This is a genomic window from Blastococcus sp. SYSU DS1021, from assembly GCF_054050995.1.
In genome coordinates this window covers 47,446-61,490 of record NZ_JBJHAL010000013.1, presented here as the reverse complement: position 1 = coordinate 61,490, position 14,045 = coordinate 47,446, and the positions used below count along the sequence as shown (strand labels likewise).

15 protein-coding genes are annotated in these 14,045 nt (G+C 76.5%); 6 read left to right on the top strand and 9 right to left on the bottom strand.

Translation table 11 applies throughout. The features are described 5' to 3' along the window. Positions 1 to 90: 90 nt before the first annotated feature. Positions 91 to 858, bottom strand: coding sequence for a crotonase/enoyl-CoA hydratase family protein (locus ACI8AP_RS11640; protein ID WP_456589504.1), 768 nt, complete (start codon positions 856 to 858; stop codon positions 91 to 93). After that, a complete protein-coding gene (locus tag ACI8AP_RS11635; RefSeq protein ID WP_456589503.1) occupies positions 855 to 2,396 on the bottom strand; it encodes a class I adenylate-forming enzyme family protein in 1,542 nt (513 codons plus the stop codon). The genes ACI8AP_RS11640 and ACI8AP_RS11635 overlap by 4 nt, the downstream gene beginning before the upstream one ends. 76 nt (positions 2,397 to 2,472) lie before the next feature. On the opposite strand from ACI8AP_RS11635, the gene ACI8AP_RS11630 reads away from it, so the two are divergent. The 4 genes from ACI8AP_RS11630 to ACI8AP_RS11615 all read left to right on the top strand — a co-directional run bounded on the left by ACI8AP_RS11630 (position 2,473) and on the right by ACI8AP_RS11615 (position 5,971). After that, positions 2,473 to 3,069, top strand: a complete 597-nt coding sequence (locus ACI8AP_RS11630) for a TetR/AcrR family transcriptional regulator (RefSeq protein ID WP_456589502.1) — start codon at positions 2,473 to 2,475, stop codon at positions 3,067 to 3,069. A gap of 69 nt (positions 3,070 to 3,138) precedes the next feature. Continuing rightward, on the top strand, positions 3,139 to 4,248 hold the full coding sequence (locus tag ACI8AP_RS11625; protein WP_456589501.1) for a LolA family protein: 1,110 nt from the start codon (positions 3,139 to 3,141) through the stop codon (positions 4,246 to 4,248). Then, positions 4,245 to 5,165, top strand: coding sequence for an ATP-binding cassette domain-containing protein (locus ACI8AP_RS11620; RefSeq protein ID WP_456589500.1), 921 nt, complete (start codon positions 4,245 to 4,247; stop codon positions 5,163 to 5,165). Before ACI8AP_RS11625 ends, ACI8AP_RS11620 begins: the two co-directional genes overlap by 4 nt. Positions 5,166 to 5,170: 5 nt before the next feature. Further along, positions 5,171 to 5,971 carry an ABC transporter permease gene (locus tag ACI8AP_RS11615; RefSeq protein WP_456589499.1) on the top strand — a complete coding sequence of 267 codons (801 nt, stop codon included), beginning with the start codon at positions 5,171 to 5,173 and terminating at the stop codon, positions 5,969 to 5,971. Here ACI8AP_RS11615 and ACI8AP_RS11610 read toward each other — a convergent pair. After that, entirely contained in the window at positions 5,968 to 6,774 is an 807-nt protein-coding gene (locus ACI8AP_RS11610) for a lipase family alpha/beta hydrolase (RefSeq protein WP_456589498.1), read from the bottom strand. The genes ACI8AP_RS11615 and ACI8AP_RS11610 overlap by 4 nt on opposite strands. 65 nt (positions 6,775 to 6,839) lie before the next feature. Between ACI8AP_RS11610 and ACI8AP_RS11605 the strand changes: the two genes are divergently transcribed. Further along, entirely contained in the window at positions 6,840 to 7,535 is a 696-nt protein-coding gene (locus ACI8AP_RS11605; protein ID WP_456589497.1) for a CDP-alcohol phosphatidyltransferase family protein, read from the top strand. A 137-nt stretch (positions 7,536 to 7,672) separates the two neighbouring features. Further along, on the top strand, positions 7,673 to 8,650 hold the full coding sequence (locus ACI8AP_RS11600; protein ID WP_456589496.1) for a carbohydrate kinase family protein: 978 nt from the start codon (positions 7,673 to 7,675) through the stop codon (positions 8,648 to 8,650). A gap of 6 nt (positions 8,651 to 8,656) precedes the next feature. Here ACI8AP_RS11600 and ACI8AP_RS11595 read toward each other — a convergent pair whose 3' ends face one another. Genes ACI8AP_RS11595 through ACI8AP_RS11570 form a run of 6 tightly spaced genes read right to left on the bottom strand, consistent with a single transcriptional unit; the run spans position 8,657 to position 14,045 of the window. Beyond that, a complete protein-coding gene (locus tag ACI8AP_RS11595) occupies positions 8,657 to 9,316 on the bottom strand; it encodes a flavin reductase family protein (RefSeq protein ID WP_456589495.1) in 660 nt (219 codons plus the stop codon). Continuing rightward, a complete protein-coding gene (locus tag ACI8AP_RS11590) occupies positions 9,313 to 10,449 on the bottom strand; it encodes a glycosyltransferase (protein ID WP_456589494.1) in 1,137 nt (378 codons plus the stop codon). The genes ACI8AP_RS11595 and ACI8AP_RS11590 overlap by 4 nt, the downstream gene beginning before the upstream one ends. Beyond that, positions 10,446 to 11,258, bottom strand: a complete 813-nt coding sequence (locus tag ACI8AP_RS11585; protein ID WP_456589493.1) for a carotenoid biosynthesis protein — start codon at positions 11,256 to 11,258, stop codon at positions 10,446 to 10,448. Before ACI8AP_RS11585 ends, ACI8AP_RS11590 begins: the two co-directional genes overlap by 4 nt. Beyond that, positions 11,255 to 12,910, bottom strand: coding sequence for a phytoene desaturase family protein (locus ACI8AP_RS11580; RefSeq protein ID WP_456589492.1), 1,656 nt, complete (start codon positions 12,908 to 12,910; stop codon positions 11,255 to 11,257). The genes ACI8AP_RS11585 and ACI8AP_RS11580 overlap by 4 nt, the downstream gene beginning before the upstream one ends. Then, a complete protein-coding gene (locus ACI8AP_RS11575; protein WP_456589491.1) occupies positions 12,907 to 13,500 on the bottom strand; it encodes a GNAT family N-acetyltransferase in 594 nt (197 codons plus the stop codon). Before ACI8AP_RS11575 ends, ACI8AP_RS11580 begins: the two co-directional genes overlap by 4 nt. Beyond that, positions 13,497 to 14,045 (bottom strand): YbaK/EbsC family protein, encoded by a 549-nt coding sequence (locus tag ACI8AP_RS11570; protein ID WP_456589490.1) that lies wholly within the window; start codon positions 14,043 to 14,045, stop codon positions 13,497 to 13,499. The genes ACI8AP_RS11575 and ACI8AP_RS11570 overlap by 4 nt, the downstream gene beginning before the upstream one ends.

Below are 14,045 nucleotides of genomic sequence, written 5' to 3'. Positions count from 1 at the left end.
GACGGATTTGTGCGAAGGTGCTGCTCAGCGCGGTGCGGCCCCGGGCGCGGAGTCGTGTCGTCCCGCGCCGCGGTGGCCACCCGGACCGGGTCAGACGCCGCTGCCGTGCCTGCCCTCCCCGGCGGCGAAGCGTGCGGCCCCCGGCAGCGCGTCGACGGCGAGGGAGGCCATGCCGTGGCGGAACTCGTTGGCCATGGCCGCCTCCTCGTCGAGGCCGTCCTGCTCCAGCAGGGAGGCCCGGTCCTCCCGCAGGCAGGTCTGGGGGAAGGCGGCGATCCGGGCGGCCAGCGCCCGGGCCTCGGTCAGCGCCTGCCCGGCGGGCACGACCCGGTTGACCAATCCGATCTGCAGCGCCTCGGCGGCGTCCACCCCTCGCCCGGTGAGCACCAGGTCCATGGCCCGGGAGGTGCCGATCAGTCGCGGCAGCCGCACGGTGCCGCCGTCGACCAGTGGCACGCCCCAGCGGCGGCAGTAGACCCCGAGAATCGCCGTCTCGTCGGCGACCCGCAGGTCGCACCACAGCGCGAGCTCCAGGCCGCCGGCGACCGCGTGCCCGGCGATCGCGGCGATGACGGGCTTGCGCAGCCGCATCCGTGTGGGGCCCATGGGCCCGTCCCCGTCGGTCTCGGTGCGGTTGCCGCGGTCGGTCCCGATGGCCCGCAGGTCCGCGCCGGCGCAGAAGGTGCCGCCCTCGCCGTGCAGCACCGCCACGGCGGCCTCGTCGTCGGCGTCGAAGGCCCGGAACGCGTCGGCGAGCGCGGCGGCGGTGGGCCCGTCGACGGCGTTGCGTGCCGCCGGGCGGGACAGTCGCACCGTCGTCACCGGACCGTTCCGCTCGACGGTCACCGTCTCGCTCACGACGAGCGCCCCGCGGCGTCGGCCCACAGCGGCTCGCGCAGGGCCCGGCGGAGGATCTTCCCGACGGGGGAGAGGGGGAGCTGGTCGACGACGTGCACGGTCTTGGGGACCTTGTAACCGGCGAGCGCGCCGCGCACCGCGTCCCGCAGCTCGTCGGGGGTGGCGCTCGACCCGGCGCGGAGCGTGACGAAGGCGGTCACCGCCTCCACCCACGTCGGGTCGGGTGCGGCGACGACGGCCGCACCGGACACCGCCGGGTGGGCCATGAGCACCTCCTCGACCTCCCGCGGGTACACGTTGTAGCCGCCGGTGATGATCATGTCGCTGGTCCGGTCGACAAGCGTGAGGTAGCCGCGGTCGTCCAGCCGGGCCAGGTCGCGGGTGGCGATCCAGCCGTCCCCGCTGATCGTCTCGGCGGTGAGGGTGGGCGCGTCGTGGTAGCCGGCCATGCCGAAGGGGGCACGCACCTGGAGCTCGCCGATCTCGCCGGCCGGCAGGGCGCCGCCGTCGCTGCCGACGACCCGGACCTCGGCGTCGACCGAGGGGTGGCCGCACGAGCCGGCCAGGGACGGGTCGGTGTGGTCGAGGGCGTCGAGCACGGTGATCGCCAGGGGTGCCTCCGTCTGCCCGTAGTACTGCACCAGGCGTGGACCCCACACGTCGAGGGCCTGCGCCAGCACCGGGCCGGGCATGGGGCTGGCGCCGTACACCGCCGTGCGAAGGCTGGAGACGTCGGCGCGCTCGGCGGCGCCGGAGGACAGCAGCATGCCGAGCATGGTGGGTACCAGGTTGATCTCGGTGGCCCGGTAGCGGGCGAGTGAGTCCAGGTAGCTGGCGGGGTCGAAGCCCGGCAGGACGGCGGCCGCGCCGCCGCGGATCCAGTAGGGGAGCACGAACGTGCCGCTGGCGTGGATCAGCGACGCCGCGTGCAGCATGACCGAGTCCCGGCCGGGGGAGACCAGGTTCGCCAGGATGTTGGCGCAGATGGCGGCGTAGCTGGCCTGGGTGTGCACCACCGCCTTGAGCGCGCCGGTCGTGCCCGAGGTGTAGAGGATCAGCACCGGGTCGGTGGGCTCGGCGGGCAACCGCGGGTCGGCGGCGCTCGCGTCGGCCATCTCGTCGAGCAGGTCGAGTGCCTCGACGTCGGAGGTCTGGCCCAGGCTGACCAGCCGGAGGCCGTCCACCCGCCCGGCGAGCTCCGCCGCCCGGTCGGCGAGCGCCGCACCGTGGATGAGCATCCGGACGCCGGTGGCGGCGAGCATCCGCGCCTGCTCGTCGGCCGACAGCCGGGCGTTGAGCGGCACGCGCGCGGCGCCGGCCTTGAGGCAGGCGAAGTCGATCGGCACCGACCACAGCCCGTTCTCGACCAGGAGGCCGACCCGGTCCCCACGGGCCACCCCCAGCCCGATCAGCACGTGCGCCATCCGGTTGGCGGTCTCGTCCACCTCCCGGAAGGTCAGCGACGCATCGCCGCTCATCACTGCCGTGCGGTCCGCGAACCGCCGGGCGCCCCTCCGCACCAGCTCCACCGTCAACACCGGTCACCACTCCCTCTCGAGTCGGACGGCAACTTACAGTCCGTTCGGACGGTTTGTCAGTACCTATCCTGACGCGGTGACGGAGCGACGTACCCAGGAGCAGCGCCGGGCGGACACCCGGGCGCGGCTGCTCTCCGCGACCATCGACTGCCTGGTCGAGCACGGCTACGCCGGGACGACGACGCAGCGGGTGCAGGAGCGGGCGGGGCTGTCCCGCGGGGCGCTGCTGCACCACTTCGCCACCAAGGAGGCGCTGCTGGTCGCCGCCGTCTCGCACGTCGCCGACGCGCAGATCCAGCAGGTGCGCGCCGATGCCGCGACCGGCCGGGTGGCCAGCGAGGTGGACCTCCTGCACCGGGTGATGTCCGGCCCGCTGTTCCTGGCCGGGCTGGAGCTGTGGGCCGCCGCACGCACCGAGCCGGTGCTGCGCGCCGCGCTGCTTCCCGCCGAGCGGCGGGTGGGGGCGGCCGTCCGCGACCTGGTCGCCGAGCTGTTCCCCGGCTCCTCCCGGGACCGGACCGAGATCGACGGCCTGCTCGCCCTCTACCGCGGGCTGGCTCTCACCAGCGTCCTGCGCGAGGACGGCGACCGCGACCGGCGCGTGCTGCAGCTGTGGGTCGGCCGGGTGCTCGGCGCCGCGCCCGTGGTGTCCGTGGACCGAGCCGCCCGATAGCCCTCCCGGTGAGTTCCCGGTGAGGATCGCCGCGGGACCCACCGGGCCGGCCGGGGCTACGGTGACCGCATGGCGTCCGGACCGCGGGCGGCGGCTCCGCGCTGGGCCGTCGTGGGGGCGGTCGTCGCGGTCCTCGTCGCGCTCCCGGCGCTGGTGGGCGCGCTCCCGGTCGAAGACTCGGCGGTGCCCGCGGCCGAGCTGCGTGCGGCGGTCCTGGCCTCGCGGGACGTGCAGTACTCCGGGTACGCCGAATCGGCCGGCGGGCTGGCCCTGCCGGTGACCGACCAGCTGGACTCCCTCGCGGACCTGTTCAGCGACCGCACGGAGATGCGCGTGTGGTGGCGGGGCCCCGACGACCATCGGGTCGCCGTCATCACCACGGCCGGTGAGACGGGCATCCACCGCGATGCCCGGGGCACCTGGACCTGGGAGTACGAGCGCGCCACCGCGACGTGGGCGGACGCCACGCCGTTCGCCCTCCCCGCCCCACCGGACCTGCTGCCCGCCACCCTGGGCCGCCGCTTGCTGTCCGAGGCCGCCGACGAGGAGCTGACCCGCATCGGGGCCCGGCGGATCGCCGGGCGTGATGCCCTCGGGCTGCGCTCGACCCCGGCGGACCCCGCCTCGTCGGTGCGGCAGGTCGACGTGTGGGTGGACCGGGCCAGCGGCCTGCCGGTGCAGGTGGTGGTCCTCGGCAAGACCTCCGAGGTGCCGGCGCTGGACACCCGCTTCCTGGACCTGGAGCTGGCGGTCCCGGATGCCGCGACCACGTCCTTCGCCCCGCCCCCGGACGCCCACCTGCGCACCGCCGACCAGGCCGAGATCGTGCTCGAGGCGGGGCGGCGGCTCCCGCCGGTGCGCTTCCTCCCCACGCTGGCCGGGCTGCCGCGCCGGACGCTCGACGGCGCTCCGCCCGGCATCGGGCTCTACGGGCGCGGTGTCACCCTGCTCGCCGTCGCCCCCGTGCCGCGGCTGGTGGCGGAAGCCTTGCGCCGCACGCTGGCGCAGAGCCCGGACGCCGTCACCGACGAGACGAGCACCCGCATCGCGGCCGGCCCCGTCGCACTCATGCTCGTGGACCCGCAGGACGCGGAACCGTACCTGCTCACCGGGACGGTCACCCTCGACGCACTGGTCGAGGCCGCCGCGGAGCTGCCGGTGCTGGGGCGGCAGCGGTGAGCACGGTCATCGCCACCCGCGGTCTGGCCAAGCAGTACGGGCGGGTGCGCGCCGTCGACGGCATCGACCTGGACGTGCGCGCCGGCGACGTCTACGGCTTCCTCGGCGCCAACGGCTCGGGGAAGACGACCACCGTGCGGATGCTGCTCGGCCTCGTCCTGCCGACCCGCGGGGAGATCGACCTGCTCGGCGGGCGGATGCCGCGCGCCGGCCGCCGCGTGCTGCCCCGGGTGGGAGCGCTGATCGAGTCGCCTGCCGCCTACGGCCACCTCTCCGGCAGGGAGAACCTCGCGCTGCTCGACGCCGCTGGCCCCGGTGGACCGCGCCGCGACCGGCGCCGGCGCGTCGCCGAGGTGCTCGACCAGGTCGGGCTGGGGGGCGTGGGACGCCGGCCGGTGAAGGCCTATTCGCTCGGCATGCGGCAGCGCCTCGGCCTGGCCGGCGCGCTGCTCCGCCGTCCCGAGCTCCTGGTGCTCGACGAGCCGACCAACGGGCTCGACCCGCAGGGCATCTCCGAGATCCGCGAGCTGCTGCTGGAGCTGCACCGCGGCGGGACGACGGTCTTCCTCTCCAGCCACCTGCTGGCCGAGGTCGAGCAGCTCTGCACCCGCGTGGGCGTGCTCGACCGCGGCCGCCTCGTGCTGCAGGACGACCTGGCCACCCTCACCGCCCCGACCGGCGCCACCGTCATCCGCACGCCCGCGCCCGGGCAGGTGCGCGCGGTGCTCGACGGCCGCGTCACCGCCGTGGACGGCGAGCGGGTGGTGGTGCGCGGCGGCGACCCCGCCGAGGTCAACGCGCTGCTGGTGCGCGCCGGCGTACCGGTCACCGGCCTCGCGGCCGATCGCCCGACGCTCGAGGAGGTGGTGCTGGCGGCCGCGGCCACCAGCGCCGACCGGGTGGAGCGCGCACGGTGATCGCCGTGGAGCTGCGCAAGCTGTTCCGGCGGCCGCGCACCTGGGCGACGATCGCCGTGCTCAACGCGCTGCCGGTGCTCGTGGCCGTGCTGCTCGTGCTCACCGACCTGGCCCCGCGGCCGGGCGAGGGCCCGCCGTTCCTCTCTGCCGTCCTCACCAACGGCGCGCTGTACCCGCTCGCCGCGCTGGCGATCGTGCTGCCGCTGTTCCTGCCCATCGCGGTGGCGGTGGTCGCCGGCGACTCGATCGCCGGCGAGGCGCAGGCGGGCACGCTGCGCTACCTGCTGGCCCGGCCGGCGGGGCGGACCCGGCTGCTGGTGGCCAAGCTCGTGGCCGTCTTGGCCTTCGTGCTGGTCACCGTGGTCGTGGTCGCGGCCGTCGGGTACCTCGTGGGGACGACGCTGTTCGAGGCGCGGCCGGGTACGGGGACGTCGGTGTCGGGGACGTCGCTCAGCGCGGAGGAGCTGGGCATGCGCACCGTGCTGGCCGTCGGCTACGTCGGGATGTCCATGCTCGGCGTCGCAGCGTTCGCGCTGTTCTTCTCGACCCTCACCGACTCACCGCTCGGCGCGACGATGGGCGCGCTCGCCGTGCTGGTCACGTCCTCGCTGCTGTTCACCCTCGACGCCGCCTCGCCGATCGCGCCCTACCTCCCGACGCGCTACTGGCTGGCGTTCGTCGACCTGTTCCGCGACCCGATCCTGTGGCGGGACATCACCCGCGGGCTCGCGCTGCAGGCGGTCTACGTCGGCGTGCTGCTCGCCGCCGCCTGGGCGAACTTCACCACCAAGGACGTCACCAGCTAACCGCTCAGGCGGGCGCAGTCGGCGGCGTCCAGCGCCACCGGCTCCCCGGCGGTGAGCTGCTCGAGCACGATCGACTGCACCAGCGGGTCGCCGGGCAGCTGCCCGTGCCCGACCCGGCTCTCCGCGCACACCGACTGCACGGTCAGGTTGAGCGCACCGTCGAGCCGGGCCGAGTCCGGCGGGGTGACCGTGCGGTCGAGCGTGGTCCAGACCGACACCCAGCCCACGTCACCCGGCGTCTCGTCGCCCGCGTTGAGCCGGGCGAGGACCGGGCTGTCGGTGGCCAGCTGCCGGCACCCCTCCGGGCAGGAAGACGGCGCCACCTGCCCGGCCAGGTCCGCGAGCCCCGTGCCGTGGTGCGGCGAGCCGAGCGTCACGACGCGGCGGGTCACCTCCGCGCCGCCGTCGGCGACCCACAGCCGGGCGATCACCCCGCCGGCCGAGTACCCGACGACGTCCACGCTCTCCTCGCCGGTGCGATCCAGGGCCGCGCGGGCGGCCTCGTCGAGCGCCGCGGCAGCCTCGCCCAGGTCGCCCGTGCCGTTCCCGGGCAGCGGCACCACGGTGGCGTCGCGGCCGGCCTGCTCCAGCCGGTCGGCCAGCGTCACCAGAGACGCCGTCCCTCCGCCGTACCCGGGCACCAGCAGCACCGGCCCCGGCCGCGCCTGCGGACCCGGGCCCGGGCCCTCGACGTCGGTGGTCCGGGTGGCCAGCAGCACGCCGAGGCCCACGACCGCGGCGGTGACGAGGACGAGCACCGCGACGACCAGACGGCGGCGGGCGGGGGAGAGACCGGCGAGCACTCACCTACTGTCCCTGGCGGAGGGGCCGGCGTCACCGGAGGGCGCCGGTCGCGGGAGGGGGCGCCGTGCTGAGCCGTGACGAGTACCTCGAGGCCTGGTCGCGCTGGCACGGCGGCGCCGACACACAGGCACCGATCGTGCGGGGCTGGCTGACCCTCGCGCACGCGCTCGCCCGCCCCCTCGCGGCGCTGCCCCCGTCGCTCGCCACGGCCGCCGGCGTGGTCGTCGCGGTCGCGGCCGTGCCCCCGGCGGCCGCGGGCGGCGCCTGGCTCCTCCTGGCCGGCGTGCTGGTGGGGCTCTCCGGCCTGCTGGACAGCCTCGACGGGGCGTTGGCGATCGGTACCGGGCGCGCCTCCCAGCGCGGCTTCGTCCTGGACTCCGTGGTCGACCGGCTCACCGAGGCCGCCTACGCGGCGGCGCTGTGGGTCGCCGGGGCGCCCGGCTGGCTGGCGGTCGCCTTCGGGGCGCTGTGCTGGCTGCCCGACTACCTGCGCGCCCGCGCCGGGCAGGCCGGTGTGGACCGGACCGGCCCGATCTCGCTGTGGGAGCGGCCCACCCGGGTGGCCATGGCGGGACTGACGCTCGGCGGTGCCGGGGTGGTCAGCGGGCTGGAGGTCGCGGGGGTCGACGGCGCCACCCTGGCCGTCACCGCCGGCGCCGCCGCGGGCCTCCTCCTCGGCGTCGTGGGCACGGTGCAGCTCGGCCGGTGGCTGGGGGCCGAGCTGGCCGGTCCCGGTGAGGACGTCGCACCGCCGCACTGACGGCCCTCGGGGCGGCGGCGTCCGTGCGCGGCACCTAGGGTGTGCGGTGCCCGACCCTCGCCGTTCCTCTCCCGTTCCCCGCCCGGTACCCGCGGCGCAGCGGGCCGGAGGCAGCCCGACCCGGAGGAGCGCCTCTCGTGCCCGTCGTCGTCACCGGATCCATCGCCACCGACCACCTGATGACCTTCCCCGGTCGGTTCACCGAGCAGTTCGTCGAGGGGCAGATGGAGAACGTCTCCCTCTCCTTCCTCGTCGACGACCTGGTGCAGCACCGCGGCGGCGCCGGGGCCAACATGGCCTACGGGCTCGGCCTGCTGGGGCTCGCACCCGTCCTGGTGGGGGCGGTCGGCAGCGACTTCGCCGACTACGACGCCTGGCTGTCGCGCCACGGGGTGGACACCGGCAGCGTGCACTGGTCGGAGCTCAAGCACACCGCCCGCTTCGTGTGCACCACCGACGAGGCCAACAACCAGATCGCGTCGTTCTACTCGGGCGCGATGGCCGAGGCCGCGCAGATCGAGCTCGCACCGGTCGTCGACCGGGTGGGCGGTCCCGACCTCGTCGTGGTCGGGCCGAACGACCCCACCGCGATGGTGCGCCACACGCAGGAGTGCCGGCAGCGCGGCTACGCCTTCGCCGCGGACCCCAGCCAGCAGCTGGCCTGGGCCGACGGCGAGATGATCCGCGAGCTGGTGCACGGCGCGGAGGTGCTGTTCACCAACGAGTACGAGTCGGCGCTGCTCCTGCAGAAGACCGGCTGGACGGCCGACGAGGTGCTCGCCCGCGTGGGCATCTGGGTGACCACCCGCGCCGCCGACGGCGTCCTGGTGCGGCGGGCCGGCGAGGAGCCGCTGTCGGTGATCGCGGTGCCCGAGACCAAGCCGGTGGAGCCCACCGGGGGTGGCGACGCGCTGCGCGCCGGGTTCATCGCCGGACGGACGTGGGGGCTGGGCCTGGAGCGCGCCACCCAGCTGGGCTCCGCCGTCGCCACCGCCGCGGTCGAGGTCATCGGCACGCAGGAGTACGACCTGCCACGGGAGAGCTTCCTGGCCCGCTTCGCCGAGGCGTTCGGGGCCGAGGCCGCCGACGAGGTCGCCGCCCACCTGCCGGGCTGACCGCGGTCACTCCCCGCGGACGGCCTCCCCGATCGCGGGGTCCTCGGCCCACCGGCGGTAGGGGATGCGCGCGATCTCGCGGATCTCGCCCACCGTCGTCCACTCGTTGCCGCCGAGCCGGGCCAGCGGCTTGAGGTGCTCGATCCGCGGCCGCCCGTCCCGCACGGCGTCGGCCCACACGCTGATGTGCCGGACCCGGCCGAGGACGACGGTGCTGTCGCCCAGCCGCAGGGTCGAGTGCAGGACGCACTCGATGGACACGGGGGACTCCGCCACGCGCATCGCGGCGACCGTGTCCGCGGGCTCGAGCCGCACCCCGGCCTGCTCGGCCTCGCTGGTGTCCGGCGGGAAGTCGGTGGCGGTGGCGTTGACCTGCTCGAAGAGGGCCTCGGGCGTCAGGTTCACGGTGAACTCGCCGGTGGCCTCCACGTTGCGCAGCGAGTCCTTGCGGCCCACCGAGGTGAACTGGACGACCGGCGGGTCGACGCAGGCGACGGTGTAGAAGGAGTGCGGGGCGAGGTTGTGCACGCCGGCGGCGGAGCGGCTGCACACCCACGCGATCGGGCGGGGCACGACGACGGAGTTCAGCACCCGGTAGAAGGCGCCGGCGTCCATCGCGGCCGGGTCGAACGAGGTGCGTGGGCGCTGCTGCTCGGCGGAGGTCACCGGCTCATCGTCGCCGACGCCGCCGGCCGGGTCGCGCCGACGGGTCGGCCGCGCCAGCGCAGGGTGCCCCGCCGACGCCCCCGGACCGACCGGATCATCAGGACGTCCAGGGCCAGCACCGACACCGGGTGCGCGAGGGCGTCCGGCCAGGCGCGCGCTCCGCTGGCCCGTGCACCGGCGAGGCGGCCGGCCATCCCGGCCAGGTAGCCCACCAGCCCGGCGGGCGAGCCACGGAGGGCAGCCAGGGGCGGGACGACGTAGACGGCGGTCAGCGTGGCCGCGGCCGCCAGCCCGGCCACCGGCGTCCCGCCCACGGAGGCCCACAGCGACTTCGCGTAGCCGTCGCGGACCGCTGCCCACCCGTCGTACATCCGGCAGGCGGCGAGGCACGAACCGTCGATCGGCACGCCCCGCCCGCCGGCGCGCTTGACCGCCCGCAGCAGGGCGATGTCCTCGAGCACCTCCCCGCGCACGGCCGCATGGCCCCCGGCGCGCTCGTACGCCGAGCGCCGCACCACGAGGAACTGGCCGTTGGCGGCGGCCAGCGACGGGCGGGGCGAGCGCTCGGCGAGCCGCAGGGGCAGGGTCGTCAGCCAGAGCCACGGGGCCAGGGGCTGCACCAGGCGCTCCGCCGGGCCCACCGCCAACGGCCGCGGCCACGGCGAGACCAGGTCCAGGCGGTGGGCGTCGAGCACCGCCACGGCCGCGGCGACGGCGTCGGGGAAGAGGCGGACGTCGGCGTCGACGAACACCAGCACCTCGGCGTCCCCGGCCTCGGCCGCCCCCACCGCGCAGGCGTGCGGCTTGCCCAGCCACCCGGCCGGCAGGGTCGGGGCGGTCACCAGCCGCACCCGCGGGTCGCCCACGGCCCGGACGACGTCGGCGGTGCCGTCGGTGGAGCCGTCGTCGACCACGACGACCCGGAGCCGCTCGGCGCCGCGCTGGTCGAGCAGCGCCGCCAGGCAGCCGGCGACCTGCTCGGCCTCGTCGCGCACCGGCAGCACGACGGTGACCGGCCGGTCCACCGCCGGGGGATCCGCCGGCGGGCGGCGCAGCAGCGCGGTGTTGACGGCAGCGTGCACGGCGCCGGCGACCGAGACACCGGCCAGCGTGCGCAGCAGGCGCCCGCTCACGGCCGCCCCGCGCGCCGGCGCTGCAGCGCCAGGACGGCCAGGACGCAGGCGCCCAGCGCCGCCCCCCAGGCCGCCGAGCCGGGCAGGCCCAGCCAGCCGGCGTGCGCGAGGGCGCCGCCGAGGGTCATCCACGCCAGCGCGAACAACGGGGCGCCCGGGCCGACGCGTGGTTCGCTCGCGGTGCGGGCGACCAGCACGTCGAGCAGCGTCATCAGCACCAGCCCGGCCAGCAGCCACCCGGCGAGGTTGGTCAGCGGCACGGTCTCGATGCCCGGCAGGCCGGGGGAGGGGTGCTCCCACGTCCAGTAGCCGGCCTGCACCAGCTGCGGGTCGAGGACGACGTCCCACGCCGCGAAGACCGCCGCCGCCCAGGCGACCCGCGCCGGCCGGCGGCGGCTCGCGCGTACCGGGCGGGCCAGCACCTCGCCGAGCAACCAGCTGGGCCAGGCCATCATCAGCCAGGCCAGCGGCACCAGGAACGGGACGCCGAGCAGGGTGGGGCCGAGGACGTCGCTGTAGCGGTAGCTGCCGTAGGGGAACCCGGTGGCCACCCCGACCGACTCGAACGCGATGGCGACCGACGCGACCAGCACGAGCACGCCCAGCCCGGTGCGGGCACCCCGGCTCAGCCCCGCGTGCGCGACCGACAGCGCCGAGCCGAGCAGCACGATGCCCCAGGAGACGACGTCCCGGTCGGGGCCCGAGGTGAGCGGGTAGGCGATCGCCGTGGCGACCAGCGCCGCGACCAGCAGGACGGGGACCACGCGCGCCGCGGTCGGTGCCGGCGGTGCCGCGGTGGTGGTCGTCACGCCCTTCCCGCTCCGTCCCGGATCCGGCGGACCGCGCGGCCGGCCGCCGCCCGCGCGCGGGGCAGCGCCCGGCGGTCGGCGAGGACCGTGCGGGCCGCCGTCCGCCCGGAGTTGCCCGAGACCCCGCCGCCGGGGTGGGTGGAGGCGCCGGAGAGGTACAGGCCGGGGAGCCCGGGCACGCGGTAGCCCGACAGGCCAGGGGCCGGGCGCAGGGCGAACATGCTGGCCAGGCCCATCTCCACGTGCATGACGTTGCCACGGGGGAGGGACAGCTCCCGCTCGAGGGCCAGTGGGGTCTGCACGTACGTCTCCCGGACCGAGGCGGCGAACCCGGGGGCGTGGCGGTCGACGGCCTCGATCAGCCGCCGGGCCTCGGTGTCGGCCAGGGCGTCCCAGTCGCCGCCGTCGGCCAGTGCGTACGGGTACCACTGGCCCCAGATCGTGACCACGTGCCGCCCGGGCGGGGCCAGGGTGTCGTCGCTCGCGGAGAACGACATGGCCAGCGGCACCGGCTCGCGGGGCAGCTGCCCGGCACCCCAGTCGCCGTGCGCGGCGGCCAGCTGCGCCCGGTCGGTGCAGAGCAGCTGGAGGCCCTGCAGCGCCTCCGGCCCGGCACCGGGGTAGGACGGCGGGGCGTCGGTCAGGGCACGGACCACCAGGCCGAAGCCGTTGCCGACCGGTGGGGCGGCGTCGGCCAGGACCGGCGGGGCCGCGTCGCCGGCCAGCTCCCGGGTGACGCCGATGTGGCAGGCGGCCACCACCGCCGGGGCCCGGACCACCCGGCCGGCGCGGGTCTCGACGCCGGCGACCCGGCCGTCCTCCACGAGCAGCCGCGCGGCGCCGTCGCCGAGCACGACCCGGCCGCCGTCGGACTCCAGCCGCCGGCGCAGCGCCTGGGTCAGCCCGCCGGAGCCGCCCACGGGGTGCCCGGGTGGGACGTCGTGCAGCAGCGCCACCCAGCCGACCATCGCCGCGGTGCCGGGCTCGGACATCGGTGGGCCCGACTGGGCGCCGAACCACGCCAGCGCCGCCTTGAGCCGCTCGCTGCCGAACCACTTGTCCAGCAGGGCGTCGCCGGAGCCGAGGAAGTCGACCGCCAGCTCACCGCCCGGGGTGCGCGGCCGTCCCTCGGTGGGCGCACCCAGCGGCCAGAACGACCGCACCAGGCCACCGGCCGACGGTGCGCGGCCGAAGGAGGCGACCACGGCCCGGCTGCGGGGACCCCAGACCTCGACGAACCGGCGGTAGGCCGCGGCGTCGGCCGGTCCGCAGGCGGCCGCGATCGAGGCGCAGGTGGCGTCGAGGTCCACGGCGAAGACCAGCGGCCGGCCGGCCGGCCCGGGATCGCCGGGCGAGGGGGCCGGCGCGAAGCCCCACGGGTCGCAGTCGACGTAGCGCAGCCCGTGGGCGGCGAGGTCGAGCTCCTCGACGATGCCGCTGTGCCGGACGATGACGTGCGCGCTGGACCCGCGGTCCACGCGGACCCCGGGCCAGCGCTCCACGGTGGAGACCGCCCCGCCGAGGACGTCGTCGGACTCGACGACCTCCACGGACAGGCCCTCCCGGGCGAGGTAGCAGGCGGCCACGAGGCCGTTGTGGCCGGAGCCGACGACGACGACGTCCACGGGTGCGGCGGGTTCGGGGGCGGTCACGACCGGGAGTTCGTCGCGGAGGGGTCGCGCGGATGCAGCGGCAGCCGTGCGCCCAGGATCGCGAAGGGGCGGGAGTCGCCGGGGAAGTGGTAGCCGCGGGCCAGGTCGACGAACCCGTCGGCGCGGTACAGCCGGAACGCCTTGGTGTCGGCGTCCGGTGTGGAGAGCAGGGCGACCGGGTGCGGCAGGCCCTCGACCAGCGCGTGCAGCAGCCGCCGGCCCAGCCCCTGGCTCTGCGCGTCGGGGTGGACGTGCAGCTCGCAGACCTCGAAGGCGCCGGGCAGCCACTTCTTCGCCGTGCGGCGGTCCAGCGCCGCGCGCACCTGGTCGTGCCACCACTGCCCGGGGGCGATGAGGTAGCCGTACCCGAAGCCGACCAGCCGCTCGCCCTCCGGGGTCTGCGCGAAGGCCCCGACGGCGCGGAAGCCGGGCCGTTCGGTGTGCTGGATCGCGTAGCCGTACCGGCCGGCGACGATGCCGGAGTCGTAGCCCATGGCCAGCCCGTAGATGGCCAGCACCTCGTGCATGTGCTCCCGCATCCAGGGGACGGGGAGCTCGAGGATCCGGGTGGCCGGGCGGGTGCCCGTCACGGCGCGACCCCGGTGGCGTCCGACAGGTCGCCGCCGCCGACCGTCGTGGCGGTCCCGTCGAGCGGACCGCCGCCCACCTCGGCCGCGGTGCCGGCGGTGATGCGGAGCAGCTCGTCGTAGCTGGTCGGGAAGACCGCCGTCGGGTGCCCCGCCGCGGCCCACAGCCGGTCGTACCGGGCGAGCTCCACGTCGACGAGGGTGCCGAGGGGGGCCGGATGCCCCACCGGGGCCACCCCGCCGATGGGCTGGCCGGTGTGCTCGCGGACGACGTCCGCGGGGGCGGGCGCCAGGGAGCCGACGCCGAGCAGCGCCGCGACCTGGACGACGTCGACGCGGTGCGCGCCGCTGGTGAGGACGAGCAGGGGCGCGCCGTCGGCGAGGAAGAGCAGGCTGTTGACGATCGCACCGACCGGCACGCCCAGCGCGGCGGCGGCTGCGGCCGCGGTGCGGACCTCGGCGGGGAGGACTCTCACCTCACCCTCGGCGCCGGCCGCGGCGAGGGCCCGGGCGACGGCGGCCACCCGGGGGTGCGGGGGTGGGCTCAT